Source organism: Duganella sp. GW821-FHT01E12 (assembly GCF_059422325.1).
Map to the genome: position 1 here is coordinate 535243 of NZ_JBWKWR010000002.1, position 14240 is coordinate 549482.

The following is a 14240-nucleotide window of genomic DNA, read 5'->3' on the forward strand; positions in this document are numbered from 1 at the left end:
AAAAAACGGAGCAGCGCCATCACGCGCCGCCCCGTCAAAGCCACGACAAAAACAGATTACAGCTTGAACGACAGGCCCAGGTTGAAGCGGCGGCCGAATTCGGTGACCTCCTGCTGTACCGGGATGTTCGCGCTGGTGTAGACGGCCTTCTGGTTGGTCAGGTTGTCGATGCCGAAGCGCAGTTGCACGTTCGGCGTCAGCTGCTTGGCCAGGTTCAGCGTCAGATAGGTTTCGGCTTCGTTCATGATCAACTGGCCGGCGCCCCAGGTTGGATTACGCACGAAGGCACTGTGGTAGTTGGCCGAGATGCGCGCCTCGTAGCCGGCCTTCTCGTACCACAGCGTCACGCCGCCGTTGCTCTTCATCAGACCCTCGATCGGATAGGGATTCACGCTCGGCGTCTTCTCGTGGATGTTGCTGGTGGTGTAGGCGTAGTTGCTGGCGATGCCCAGGCCGTCGAACGGCGCCGGCAGCGCGGTGAAGGCCTGCTGGTACACCAGCTCCACGCCGCGGATGTCGCCGCCGTCGCCGTTGACCGAACGGGTGATGGTGGCCGGACGGCCGTTGACGGTGGTGGCGTCGCTGGTGATGGCGATGTAGCGCGAGACCTTTTTGTAGAACGCGCCGGCCGACAGCAGCGAGCCTTTGCCGAAGTACCACTGGTAGGCCAGGTCGACCTGGTTGGCCATCATCGGCTTCAGTTCCGGATTGCCGGCGCTGCCGGTGACCGGCTGGGTGGAGTCGGCCACCACGTTCAGGTTGCGCGAGGCGCGCATCTCGTCCAGCGGCGCCCGCGACATGGCGCGCGCCACGCTGAAGCGCACCTGGCGCTCCTGCGCCTCGTCCATGTTGAAGATCAGGTTAAGGCTGGGCAGGATCTCGTTGTAGGACGTGCCGCCTTCGACCGCAGTCGGCGCCGCGCCGTTGAGCGACTGCATGCCGTAGCCGGTCTGCGTGGTGTGCACCAGGCGCACGCCGACGTTGCCGCGATAGGTCTTGCCGAAGGCTACGCCGTCCAGGTCACCCTGCACGAAGGCCGAGGTGCTGCGCTCCTTGACCTTCCAGCCGGACAGCAGATCGTTCTGCGTCTGCGGGCGGCCGTTCGGGTTGAAGGCGTCCGGGCCGAAGGCGGCGGAGGTGGAGGCGCCGAAGTCCTTCAGCGCGATGTACGACGGGAAGCCGCTGACGTTGACGGTCTCGAAGTCCGACGCGGGTATCGTCCTGGCGTCGAGCTGCCAGGTGGTCTGGCGATAGCTCTTCTCGCGGTCGGTGGCGCGCAGGCCCACCTTCAGGCGGCTGATGATGCCGCCCTCGATCGGACGCGCGGCGCTCAGGCTCACCGCGTTCAGCAGATCCTTGATATGGCCGTCGGTGTCGACGTACAGGCTGGCCGCGCCGAAGTTGGCGGGGTTGCCGGTGTCCATGCCGAAGTTGTAGCTCTGATGCTCGTTGCCGGTGAAGTCCCAGCTGATGGTGGTCGGGTTGTTCGAGAACTGGCGCACGTCGCGCCACTGGCTGCTGCGCATCGCGTGCGAGGAGGACAGGTCGCTCTCCACCTTCCAGTCGCCGACGTTGAACTTGCCGTTGATGCCGCTGGCGGCGACGCTGGTGTCCTGTATCCACAGGTAGTCGTTGGTGACCACGCCGACGTTCTTGAGCGTGCCGCCGGCGACGTAGCCGTTGCGGATATCGAGGTTGCTGAAGTTGCCCGACTCGTAGCCGTCCCAGTTACCCAGGTCGCCGGTCCAGTGCTGCAGGCCCGGCTCGCGGATCGCGGCCTTGGCGTAGTAGCTGTCGGCGGTGATCAGCGCGTCCTTGGTCGGCTTCCATTCGACCTTGCCCAGCAGGCTGGTACGCTTGTCCTTGCCGCGCTTGACCTCATCCTGGAAGCCCCACGGTGTCTTGTCCACCTTGCCGTCGCCGTTCAGGTCCGCCGAGTGGTCTTCGTTGAAGCCCCAGTGGCGCACGTTCTTCTGCAGCGAAGGCTGGTCCTGGTAGCTGAAGGCCAGCGCCACGCCCAGCGTCTTGTTGTTGAACTGGTCGATGTAGACGCCGCCGAGGCGCGGCGCGGTCTTGTCGGCGCCGCCGATGTCCTTGGCCAGCGCGTAGTACAGCGCGTCCGCCTTGAGCGACACCTGGCGGCCCGAGTACTTCAGCGGCGAGACGGTCTGCAGGTCGATGCTGGTGGCGATGCCGCCTTCGGCCAGTTCGGCGTTCTGCGTCTTGTAGATGGTGGCGCCGCTCAGCGACTCCGACGGGAACTGCTCGAAACGCACGGCGCGGTTGGGCTCCGACGAGGCCAGCTCGCGGCCGTTCAAGGTGGCGCCGATGAAGCGCGGGCCCATGCCGCGCGCGACGATCTGGCTGGCGTTGCCGCGATCGAGGCCGGACGACATGCCCGGCAGGCGCGCCAGCGATTCGGCGATGGTGGTGTCGGGCAGCTTGCCGATGTCTTCCGACGAAATGACTTCCACGATGCTGTTCGAGGCTTCCTTGGCGGCGAGCGCGTTGCGCACCGAGGCGCGGATGCCGGTCACGTTCACTTGCTGGATATCGGTTGCGGCTTCCTGGGCTAACGCTTGTTGGACCAGCAGCGGGGACGTGAAGAGCGTGGCGATCAGCCAGCTCATTTTCTTGTGCTTCATGTGCATCTCCAGTGTTGTATAGGTTTCGTCTCTGGTTACCACTCGGACGAATAACTGGATGCTAGCGAAACGAAAGAAGCACTTCCAATAGCTTATTAAGTGCGGGCCATACGAAGTTCGTATATCAAGCCTGAGGAAGCTTACGCGGGCGGGCGATAGTGAGGGTAGATGCTGGCGGCGGCGTCGCGCAGCGCCAGCAGCATGGCCTCGGCGCCGGGCGAGAGCTGGTGTCGCTTGCGCGTCACAATGCCGAAGGAGTCCATGCTCACGCCCAGGTCGAACGGCAGTATCGTCATCAGGCCCGCCTCCAGGTAGGGCTGCACGGCGTCGGACGGCAGCGCGACGATCATGTCGTTGCTCATCAGGAGACTGGCGACCACCGGCAGGTCGAGCGTCTCGACGGTTTCCGCCGGCTGCTCCAGGCCGTGCGAGAGGAACAGCGCGGTCAGGCGGTCGCGCAGGATGCTGCCGGCCGGCGGCAGTATCCAGCACTGCGCCATCAGGTCTTCCAGGCGCAGGTCGGCGCGGCCGGCCAGCGGGTGGCCGGCGCGCGCGATCAGCAGGTGCGGCTCGTCGGTCAGCGGTTCGAAATTGAGTTCGTCGGCGGCGGCCGTGTCGAGGATGCGGCCGACCACCAGATCGAGCTCGCCGCCGCGCAGGCGCTCCACCAGCGCTTTGCTGGTGGACATGCTGACCGCGACGTGCACCCGCGCGTGGCGCGCCTTGAGCAGGTTGATCGCCTTCGGCACCAGGCCGGTGGCCGGCGCCAGCACGGTGCCGATGCCCACCCGCCCGCGCAGGCCTGACAGCAGTTCCATCACCTCCTGGTGGGCCGCGTCCATCTCGGCCAGCGCGGCGCCGGCGCGGCGGATCAGCACTTTGCCGTACCAGGTGGGGGCGACGCCGCGCGACAGGCGCTCGAACAACTGCACGCCCAGCGCGTGTTCCAGCTCGCCCAATAATTTGGACGCGCCGGGCTGGGTGAGGTTGGCCGCCTGCGCCGCGTGCGCAATCGATCCGTGCCGGCCCAATTCGACCAGCAGCACCAAATGGCGGGTTTTCAGGTGGGAGCGGACGAAGCGGTCGGAGCTTGAATCGGTCATAGGGGTGATTTTCTGGATCGCCCATCATAAGGGCGCGCTGTGACAGCGTCAATCACCATGGCGCGGTCGTTGGGAATCGGCGACGGCGGCCGGGCCGTCGTCGAAGGGGGTGTCGGTCACGCCCGGCGCCAGGTTCTCGGCCACGGCGGGCGGCAGGCCATACAGGCCGCCGCGCACGCCGAGCAGCAGCAGCTGCCGCATTTCGGCGCCGCCGAAGGCCATGCCGGCCGGGTCCTCCTGCTCCAGCGCGATGCGGCGGCGCGGCTGGCCGTCGGCGCCGTACTGCGCCAGCGCCCCGCCCTGCACGCTCCACAGCATGCCGGCGCTGTCGATGGTGGCCGCGCCGCGCGCGGGCGCCTGCGCGAACTCGCGCACCTCGCCCACCTTGGCGCGTTCGGCGTCGTAGGCGCACTGCATGATGGCGCCCCGGACGGCGTCGGCGAAATACATGCGGGCGCCGTCGACGCTGAAGGCGATGCTGCGCGCCGTGACCACCACCGGCAGGGCCAGGCGGCGCAGCCCGTGGCGCGCCGAGTATTGATAGAAGCTGCCGATGGGGCGCTGGTCGGCGCCGGTGTTGGCGGTGCCGAAGACGAAATTGCCGTGGCGGTCGGTGGCGCCGTCGCTGATGACGGTGCGCGCCTCGGCGGCGTCGATGGTGGCCAGCACCTGCGCCTGCAGCGGGCGGCCGGACGAACCGGGGGCGCCGGCGGGCGCCAGCTCCACCAGGCCGAGACGCTTGCCCTGGCCAAGCAGCATGCGCCCCGAGCGGCAGCAGGCGATCACGCCGGCGCTTTCCAGCAGGCGCGCGCCGGCCGGCATGCCGTTGCGCTGCGGCCAGGCGTACAGCTGGCCGCCCAGCGGGTCCGGCCAGCGCCAGCAGCCGGCCTGCGCGTCCCAGCGCAGCGCGCATCCGGCCTGGCCGGCGAGCGCCAGCAGGATGCCGGACGTGGGGGCGGTGGGCGTACTGAGTTGGCTCATGCTGCGGGGACTCCACAAAGGTGACGGGACCGCGCCAGTCTAAGCGGCCCGCCTCCCCCGCAGATATGAATAAATCGGCGCCTGGCATGCCGATATCGGATAGCTGGGCGGCGCCGGGGAAGCTATCCGATAATGATATGCCTACTTACGAATTAATCATATTTCCAGTCTAGCGGGCAGGCTTAGACTGAGCACTGTTCCTGAACTTACCCTCACTCTCCTATGAAAATCATCAAACTGACGACCTACCGTGTACCACCGCGCTGGATGCTGCTCAAGATCGAAACCGATGAAGGCGTCGTTGGTTGGGGCGAACCGGTCATCGAAGGCCGCGCGCGCACCGTGGAGACGGCGGTGCAGGAAATGGAACCGTACCTGATCGGCCAGGACCCGGCCCGCATCAACGACCTGTGGCAGACCATGTACCGCGCCGGCTTCTATCGCGGCGGCGCGATCACGATGAGCGCCATCGCCGGCATCGACCAGGCGCTGTGGGACATCAAGGGCAAGGTGCTGGGCAAGCCGGTCTACGAGCTGCTGGGCGGCCTGGTACGCGACCGAATGAAGATGTACAGCTGGGTGGGCGGCGACCGCCCTTCCGACATCATCGAGCATATCCGCAAGCTGCGCGAAGGCGGCTTCGATACGTTCAAGATGAACGCCACCGAGGAACTGGGCATGCTCGACACCGCCGCCGCCGTCGACAAGGCGGTCGAGCGGGTGGCCGAGATCCGCGCCGCCTTCGGCAACAGCATCGAATTCGGCCTGGACTTCCACGGCCGCGTGGCCGCGCCGATGGCCAAGGTGCTGCTGCGCGAGCTGGAGCCGTATCGCCCGCTGTTCGTCGAGGAGCCGGTGCTGGCCGAGCAGGCGGAATACTATCCGCGCCTGGCCGCCGCCACCTCGATTCCGCTGGCCGCCGGTGAGCGCATGTACTCGCGCTTCGAATTCAAGAACGTGTTCCACGCCGGCGGCCTGTCGATCGTGCAGCCGGACCTGTCGCACGCGGGCGGCATCACCGAATGCCTGAAGATCGCCTCGATGGCGGAGGCCTACGACATCACGCTGGCGCCGCACTGCCCGCTCGGCCCCGTCGCGCTGGCGGCCTGCCTGGCGGTGGACTTCGTGTCGTACAACGCCGTGCTGCAGGAGCAGAGCATGGGCATCCACTACAACAAGGGCGGCGAGCTGCTCGACTATGTCATCAACAAGGAAGACTTCCTGATCACCGACGGCTATATGAAGCCGCTGTCCAAGCCTGGCCTGGGCGTGGTGGTGGACGAGGCGCGCGTGGTCGAGGCGAGCCGCAACGCGCCGGACTGGCGCAATCCGGTGTGGCGCCACGCGGACGGCAGCGTCGCCGAATGGTAGGCGGCATGCCCTTCCTGTTGCGCCGCCGTTCGGGCGCGGCGCTGATCGCGGGTGTGCTGGCTGGCGGCGTGGCCTGCGCCGACACCCTGTCCATCGACGCCAGCGCGGCGGCTCCCGCGCCGAAGGCGGCGGCGCTGCGCATGGGCAGCGCGGTCGCGCCCAATGGCGACACGCTGGGCGTCAACGCACGCTACCTGACCCGCAACGGCGCGCCATGGCTGCCGGTGATGGGCGAATTCCACTACAGCCGCACGCCCGCTTCGCAGTGGGAGGGGGAGCTGCGCAAGATGAAGGCGGCCGGCATCGACATCGTCGCCAGCTATGTGATGTGGAACCATCACGAGGAGCTGGCCGGTAAATTCGACTGGCGGGGCAACCGCGATCTGCGCCGCTTCGTGCAGCTGGCGGCCAAGGCCGGGCTGGATGTGGTGGTGCGCGTGGGCCCGTGGGCGCATGCGGAGGTGCGCTACGGCGGCGTGCCCGATTGGGTGGTCAACGCCATGCCGACCCGCTCCAACGATCCGCAGTACATGGCGCTGGTGGAGCAGCTGTACGCGCAGATCGGCGCGCAGCTCAAGGGCCAGTTGTGGAAGGATGGCGGCCGCGTGATCGGCATCCAGCTGGAAAACGAATACAACATCGATGGTCCGGGCAAGGGCGCGGCGCACATCGCAGCGCTCAAGCGGCTGGCGCTGAAGGCGGGCATGGATGTGCCCTACTACACCGTCACCGGCTGGGACGGCACCATCTATCCCACCGGCGAAGTGACGCCGGTGTTCGGCGGCTATCCCGACGAGCCCTGGGGCACCAGCACCAGCGAGCTGCCGCCGAAGGAGACCTACGCCTTCCGCTTCGACACCCGCGTCAGCGGCGACCTGGGTGCGCAGACCGCCGCCCACGCGCCCGGCACGGCGGAGACGGACAAGGACGCGACGCCTTTCCTCGGCGCTGAATACGGCGCGGGCCTGCCGTTCATGTACCGCCGCCGCACGGTGGTGTCGGCGGACGATATCGCGTCGATGCTGCCGGTGCAGCTGGGCTCCGGCGTGAACCTGATGGGCTACTACATGTTCCACGGCGGCCGCAATCCGACGGGGCTGGGCGGCACTTCGATGGAGGAGAGTACTCTCAACGGCGGCTACAACGACACCACCATGATCAGCTACGACTTCCAGGCGCCGCTCGGGCCGGACGGCCAGCAGCGCAAGGTGCTGGAGAAGCTGCGGCCCTTCCATCTGTTCCTGCACGATTTCGGTTCGCGGCTGGCGCCGATGACGGTGCGCAAACCGGATGCGTCGCCGGCCACGCCGGACGATTTGAAGACGGCGCGCTTCGCGGTGCGCAGCGACGGCGATCGCGGTTTCCTGTTCGTGAACAATCATGTGCGCCAGTATCCGATGGCGGCGCAGCGGGCCACGCAGTTTTCGGTCAAGCTGCCGGGGCAGACGATCACGCTGCCTGGTGCGCCGGTCGATATCGCCGATGGCGCTTACTTCATCTGGCCGCTGAACCTTGATCTCGATGGCGTCAACCTCGCCTACGCGACGGCGCAGCCTTTGGCCCTGCTCGACCAGGGCAAGGCCGGCGTGGTGGCCGTGTTCGGCGCCAGCGCGGGCGTGCCGGTGGAGCTGGCGTTCGACGCGGCACTCGCGGCGCAGCTTCATGCCAACGGCGGCGCGCAAGTCGCTCTGGCCGACGGCCGCGCGCTGGTGAGCGGCGTGCGGCCCGGCGCGGGCGCGGCGCTGACCGTGCAGCGCGAAGGCAAGCGGCCGTTGACCGTCGTCGTGCTGACGGCGGAACAATCGCAGCAACTGAGCGTGGCGGAACTGGGCGGCCAGCGCCGCCTGATCCTGAGCGGCCAGCAGACCTATGTCGCAGACGGCGCGCTGCAAATGCGTTCGGCGGGCAGCAACAAGTTCCGCTTCGCCGTCTATCCTGCGTTGAGCGGCCAACCGACAGCCAGCACCTCGGCCAAAGCGTGGACCGGCGCCGCGACTGCCTCCAACACGAAGGTCGAGCTGCGCGCTGCGGGCAACGACGGCATCTTCCAGGCCTTCGAGGCGGAACTTCCTGGTCGCGATTTGAAAGCCAGCGTGACGCAGACGCGCGCGGCGCAGGAGGCGGCGCCCGTCGTCATCGGCGGCGGCGCGAAAGCCGCCGTGCAGCCGCTGCCCGAAAACTTCAGGGCGGCGGGCGCGTGGCAGATCAATGTGCCACGCGAGCAGTTGCGCGGGCTGGATGACGCGCTGCTGCAAATCGACTTCGTCGGCGACATCGGCCGCCTGTACTCCGGCACGCGCATGCTGGACGACTGGTACTACAGCGGCTATCAATGGCAGTTCGGTTTGCGCCAGGCCAGCGCTCTGCTCGACCAGCCGCTGACGGTATCGGTGCTGCCGCTGCGCGCCGATGCGCCCATCTACCTGCCCAAAGAGGCGCGGCCCGACTTTGCGGGCCAGCCTCAAATCGCCACCATGCGCGGCGTCAGCTTGATACCCGTGTATCAGCTGCGCGTGACGCCGTAAGCAACGTCACGAGTGAGCATGCTTCGCCGCCCGCCGCCTCCTGCGGCGGGTGGCTTTTCCAGAGCCCGTTTTGTGTTGGTCGCCATTTCCGTGCGTCGCCGGCGCGCTGCTTGGCCGCACGCCCGGTCGCGGCCCGGATTGACTCGCCGCGGCTTGGCTCATTGCGGGGTGACGCGCTGGCGGCTGCGGCGAAGCCGGCGTGGGTTCGCTTTCGGCCGGGCGGCTGTTCGCCAACTCGCCGCCCTCGTGCAGGCGCGCTATCGCGGCTTTCCGCGCCGAGCGGCAGACGTCGGCCAGCAGCCATTCGTTGCTGCCGGGGAGGCGCAGCCACACGGCTTTCCATGCGTTGCGGTTGCCGCTGCCGTGCAGGTTCGCGAAGCACGATGGCGATACCGTGTGCCCTTCATATTGGATTTCCGTTCCCACCACCGTGGCGAAATAGGGCTGGCTGCCGAAGCTGGCGCGCAGCCTTGTGCCCTCGGGAAGAAAGACCTGCTTCCATTGGTATCCGGCCTCGGTTGTCGCGGCCGGCTGCTGCGGGGCTGGCGGCTTCGGGTTGATGTAGTTGCGAATCGCCGCGATGATGTGGGGCTCATGGGCCATGGAATTCGACCAGAAATCGCCGGTGAATTCGCCCAGTTCGACCAGCACGTCGTCCGGTACGCGGATTGGGAATTGGAGGTTATAAGTGGGCTTAATCTTGGGCGAGGTAGGCATGGGGGGCTCTCTAAAATCGGTTTTTACTAAGCGCTGCTAACCACCGCTAACCTTTACTACACAGCGCTATCGCTTACTAAAAATGCCGTGCCGAACGCTAATCGTTACTAATTTTTCGGCCTGTATTCGTTAGAGGCGATTAGTATTTTTTAGTTCCGAAAATAGCGCGAGACCGCACGAAATATCGATGGTTAGCATTGGGTAGTAATGGTTAGCGCGTTTTAGTAAAACCCGAAAAAATAGACCCCGCCCTGCGCATACCCTGCGGCGCGGGCAAAAAAAAAGCTGAAGACCGGCGGCTTGCGCCACCTGTCTTCAGCCTTGCATGGCGCTGCGCTGACTTAGCTTGCCACGCCCACCAACTGCACGCCCGCGCTGCCACCGGTGATGGAGGCGGTGATCAAGTCGGCGAAGGTGTGCATGCGGTCGACCGTCCACGTGGCGGCCATCTCGTACGGGCTGCTGCCCTGGTCGGCGTGCGCCACCAGATCGGCGATATTGATCGCCGCTACCTGCTTGCCGCTGGCATCGACCAGATCCAGCTCGGTGACGTTGACCTTGGCGTAATCGGCCACGGTGAACTGCGCGTAGGACTTGCCGCCGTCGACATAGTTGATCACCAGGTCAGCACCGTCGATGTTGGCCTTGACGTGGTCGGCCGCGATGGTGACGCTGCTGAACAACTTGTTACCGGTGAACTTGAGCACGTCGTTGCCGCCGGCCACTTCATGCACCGTGTCCTTGCCGTCGCCCATGGACATCACATAGGTGTCCTTGCCAGCGCCACCGTACAGCGCATCGTTGCCCATGCCGCTGTACATGGTGTCGTCGCCGGCGCCGCCGAACAGGCGGTTGTTGCCCGCGTACTTGTAGCCCAGCGTATAGGCCAGCATGCCGGCGATGAAGAAGTCCGCGCCCTTGAATTCGCTCAGGTGCAGGTCGACGCCCAGGTATTTGCCCAGCCAGTTCACGCCGTCGCCGCTGGCGTTGGAGGCCGTCTTGAGCGCGCTGCCCAGCCAGTCGGTGGCGTCGGCCAGGGCCGTGCCCACGTCGGCGTCGGCCACGTAGTTGACGCCGCTGCTGATGCCGTTCACCGCCGTGGTCAGGCCGCTCTTGCCGCTGTCGAGCGCGGACTTGAGCGGCGTGGCCACGTCGATGCCCGACGACGACAGGCCTGCCGTGTTGGTGAGACCGGCCAGCGCGTCGTTGCCGGCCGCGTTGAGGCTGTCGGCCAGCTTGCCGCCGCTGGCGGTGGCCTTGGCCAGCTCGGCCTTGATGCTGTCGGCCACGCCGGCCCAGCCCTTGCTGATCTCGTCCGTGAAGGTGGTGTTCAGGTACTTGGTGATGGCGTCGAAGCCCTTGCCGGCGTCGCTCCAGGCCGCGTTGAGCGCGTTGGCCTTGCCCACCAGCAGGTGGTCGATCACGCCCCAGCCCAGGCCCATCATGGTGTCGTTGCCGTTGCCGCCGCCGACATAGGTGCCGGCGTTGGTGGCGAAGATGGTGTCGTCGCCGTCACCGCCCATGATCACATTGCCCACCAGGTTGAGCTTGCCCAGCTCGCCCTTGGACAGCGCGCCGTACTGCGAGCGGATGAAGTTGGCGTTCATGGCCGCGCCCACCCAGTCGCCGGCCGACTCGTAGTCGTTCTCGACGATGGCTTCGGCCGCGTTGAACACGGTGATCTCGGCCAGGCCGATGATGGTGTCGTTGCCGGCGCCGCCCAGGGCGATGTTGTTCTGCCCGGACGAGACGATCAGGTCGTTGCCGTTGCCGCCCATGCCGATGGTGGTGGTGCCGGCCAGGATCAGGGTGTCGTTGCCGTCGCCGGCGTGCACGAAGTTCATGCCGGTGTCGAGGCTGACCTTGGTCGAGTCGGTGGTCTGTGCCTTGTCCGAGCCTTCCACCGCCTCGGTGGTCGTGCTGGAGTAGCTCAGCTTGCTGCCGGCGTTGAGCACGACCAGGAAGTCGTCGCCCGAGTCCGACAGCACCACGTTGTGGTCGCCGTAGACCACGGCCGTGTCGTTGCCGGCGCCGGTCCAGGCCACGTTGAGCTGGGTGCTGCCCTTGGTGGTGCTGGTGGTGGTCTGGTTCGTGCCCTCGGCCTCGTTGGTGGTGGTGCTGGTGTTGCCGCCGCCGTAGCTGACCATCACCAGCGTGTCCTTGCCGCTGCCGCCGATCACGCCGTTGTCCTTGCCGACCACGGTCTCGACGTTGTTGCCGTCGCCGGCCACGATCAGGTTGCCGTTGACGTTGACCGACTTGGCCGCCGTGCCGAAGGCCAGCGCGGTCAGCACGTCGTCGCCGCCGCCGCCCTCGATCAGGTTGCCCTTGCCCAGCGCGGTGACGACGTTGTTGCCCTCGCCGGCCGACACCACGTTGTAGGTGCCGACCACGGTGACGACGTCGTTGCCGGCGCCGGTGACGATGCCGGACTTGCTGCCGATGGCGCTGACGACGTCGTTGCCGGCGCCGGTGGCGACCAGGTTGTTGACGCCCAGCGCGGTGGCCACGGTGTCGGCGCTGCCGCCGATCAGCACATTGTTCTTGCCGAACGCGGTCATCACGTCGTGGCCGCTCTGGCTGGACGCCGCGCCCGACAGGCCGGCCTTGGCCACCAGGTCGGTGGCGGCCACGCCGGCGGCGATCGAGTCGACCAGGCCGACGGCGGTGGCGGCGGTCTCCGCGTAGTTGCCGGTGGCCAGCAGGTTGTTGGCGCCCACGGCGGTCACCGTGTCCGCGCCGGCGTCGCCCCACACCACGTTGCGCGCGCCGAACACGCTGACCGTGTCGTTGCCGCTGCCGCTCCACACCACGTTGTTGGCGCCGATGCCGGTCACCACGTCGTTGCCGCCGCCGGTGTAGACCACGTTGGTCGAGCCGATGGCGCTGACCACGTCGTTGCCGTCGCCATGCGCGACGTTGCTGCCGATGAAGGCGGCTACGGCCTTGGTGGCGCCGCCGGCCGCGCTGCCCAGCTTGGCCGTGACGTCGGCCAGGCCGTCGCCGATGCCGGTGACGATGACGTTGACCGAGCCGGCCGCCGTCACCACGTTGTTGCCGGCCGTGTTGACGACGATGTTGTTGCCGCCCAGCGCGGTGGTGACGTTGTCGCCGCCGTTGGCCAGCACGATGTTGTTGCCGCCGGCCGCCGTGACCACGTCCTTGCCGGCGCCGGTGTAGACGACGTTGTTGCCGCCCACGGCCACCACCACGTCGTTGCCGGAGCCGCTGTTGATGCCGGCGGCCAGCTTGGCGCTGGCGTTGCTGATGGCGGTGGCGGCCGCCTTGCTCGGCATGGCGTCGGCCAAGACCTTGGCCAGCCCGCCGGTGGCGGCCTTGACCATGCCGCCCAGCTCGGTCAGCACCACGTTGGTGCCGCCCAGCGCCACCACGGTGTCGCCGCCGACGGTGGTGGCCACCAGGTTGGCGCCGCCCACGCCGACCAGCGTGTTGCCGCTGCCGTTGGCCAGCAGCACGTTGTTGACGCCGACCGCCGCCTCGGTGTTGCCGCCCTGGTTGCTCACCAGCGCGTTGCTGTCGCCCAGCGCGGCCACCTTGTTGCCGCTGCCGCCGGTGTAGCCGATGTTGAGCAGGCCGCCCAGCACGATGTTGCTGTTGCCGCCGTCGTCGATCACCACGTTGGCGCCGCCGCCGGCCACGATGTTGTCCTTGCCGTCGCTGGCGCTGACGCCGTTGGCGCCGCCCAGCGCCACCACCGTGTCGTTGCCGCTGCCGGCGTTGATGACGTTGGCGCCGCCCACGGCCTGTATTTTATCGTTGCCGGCGCCGGTGCTGATGACGTTGGCGCCGCCGGCGGCGGTCACCGTGTCCCAGCCGGTGCCGGTGGTCAGCACGTTGGCCGCGCCGTTCAGCGTGACGCTGTTGTTGCCGTTGCCGGCCTTGACCTCGTTGGCGCCGCCGTTGGCCTTGATGGTGTCGTCGCCGCCGCCGGCAGTGATGTGGTTGTTGCCGCCGTCGGCCGTCACCGTGTTGCTACCCTCGCCGGCGTCGATCACGTTGCTGGCCGCCTTGACGGTGATGCGGTCGTCGCCGCCGCCGGTGTTGATGACGTTGCTCGCGCCGTCGGCCGTGACGGTGTCGGCGTCCTTGCCGGTGTTGATGACGTTGGAGGCGCCGCCGGCGTTGACGACGTTCCAGCCGTCGCCCGCGTTGACCTTGTTGGCGCCGCCGTTGACGGTGATGTTGTCGTTGCCGCCGTCGGTGCTGATGGTGTTGGCGCCGCCGTTGGCGGTGATGGTGTTGTCGCCGCCGTCGACGTCGATCTTGTTCCAGCCGCCGTTGGCCGTCACCCGGTCGTTGCCGTTGCCGGCGGTGATCTCGTTGTAGGCGCTGTTGATCGACAGGCTGTTGTTGCCGTCGCCCAGGTCGACGTCGGCCGCCGCGCCGGCCGCCACGGTGACCGTGTCGTTGCCGGCGCCGCCGCTGATCTTGTTGTAGACGCCGACGTCGACGCGGATGGTGTCGTCGCCGTTGCCGCCGTCGATGCGGTTGTAGCCGCCCACGCGCACGATGATGGTGTCGTTGCCGTCGTCGCCGTACAGGTTGTTGTAGGCGCCGGCCGTGACGGTGATGGTGTCGTTGCCGCCGTCGCCGTGGATGATGTTGGCGCCCAGCGAGCTGGCCGTGTAGTTGTTGTCGCCGTTGCCCAGGCTTTTCTTGGTGTAGCCCAGTTCGCTGATCTTCTTGGCCGCCGCCGCGATGTCGTTGCCGACCGCGTCGAAGGCATCGCCGATGCCGTTCAGGTCGCCGCCGATGTCCTTGATGGTGTCGCCCACCTTGTCGACCACGCTGACGATGGGTTTCTCTACGTGTTTCTTGAACCAGCTGCCGATACTCATCTTTACCCCTTGTTATGGTTTGGTACGCTTGCATTAAAT

Annotated in this window: 7 protein-coding genes; 2 read left to right on the forward strand and 5 right to left on the reverse strand. The window is 67.1% G+C overall.

The window, feature by feature from the left end; translation table 11 throughout:
* Window positions 1–56 precede the first annotated feature (56 nt).
* The 3 genes from AC07WS_RS07705 to AC07WS_RS07715 form a co-directional block, all read right to left on the reverse strand.
* Window positions 57–2645 (reverse strand): TonB-dependent receptor, encoded by a 2589-nt coding sequence (locus AC07WS_RS07705; RefSeq protein ID WP_494728470.1) that lies wholly within the window; start codon window positions 2643–2645, stop codon window positions 57–59.
* A 140-nt stretch (window positions 2646–2785) separates the two neighbouring features.
* Window positions 2786–3748: a LysR substrate-binding domain-containing protein gene (locus AC07WS_RS07710; protein ID WP_494728471.1), complete on the reverse strand. Its 963-nt coding sequence runs from the start codon at window positions 3746–3748 to the stop codon at window positions 2786–2788.
* A gap of 48 nt (window positions 3749–3796) precedes the next feature.
* The gene (locus AC07WS_RS07715; RefSeq protein WP_494728472.1) at window positions 3797–4729 is read right to left on the reverse strand and encodes an SMP-30/gluconolactonase/LRE family protein; all 933 of its coding nucleotides are present in this window, start codon (window positions 4727–4729) and stop codon (window positions 3797–3799) included.
* Between the two features lie 222 nt (window positions 4730–4951).
* On the opposite strand from AC07WS_RS07715, the gene dgoD reads away from it, so the two are divergent.
* Both dgoD and AC07WS_RS07725 read left to right on the forward strand, forming a co-directional pair.
* Window positions 4952–6100, forward strand: coding sequence for a galactonate dehydratase (gene dgoD / locus AC07WS_RS07720; protein ID WP_494728473.1), 1149 nt, complete (start codon window positions 4952–4954; stop codon window positions 6098–6100).
* 5 nt (window positions 6101–6105) lie between these two features.
* Window positions 6106–8625 (forward strand): beta-galactosidase, encoded by a 2520-nt coding sequence (locus AC07WS_RS07725; protein WP_494728474.1) that lies wholly within the window; start codon window positions 6106–6108, stop codon window positions 8623–8625.
* 6 nt (window positions 8626–8631) lie between these two features.
* Here AC07WS_RS07725 and AC07WS_RS07730 read toward each other — a convergent pair whose 3' ends face one another.
* Together AC07WS_RS07730 and AC07WS_RS07735 are read right to left on the reverse strand one after the other, a co-directional pair.
* Window positions 8632–9342, reverse strand: a complete 711-nt coding sequence (locus tag AC07WS_RS07730) for a hypothetical protein (protein ID WP_494728475.1) — start codon at window positions 9340–9342, stop codon at window positions 8632–8634.
* Between the two features lie 341 nt (window positions 9343–9683).
* The gene (locus tag AC07WS_RS07735) at window positions 9684–14201 is read right to left on the reverse strand and encodes a beta strand repeat-containing protein (protein WP_494728476.1); all 4518 of its coding nucleotides are present in this window, start codon (window positions 14199–14201) and stop codon (window positions 9684–9686) included.
* Between the last annotated feature and the right edge of the window lie 39 nt (window positions 14202–14240).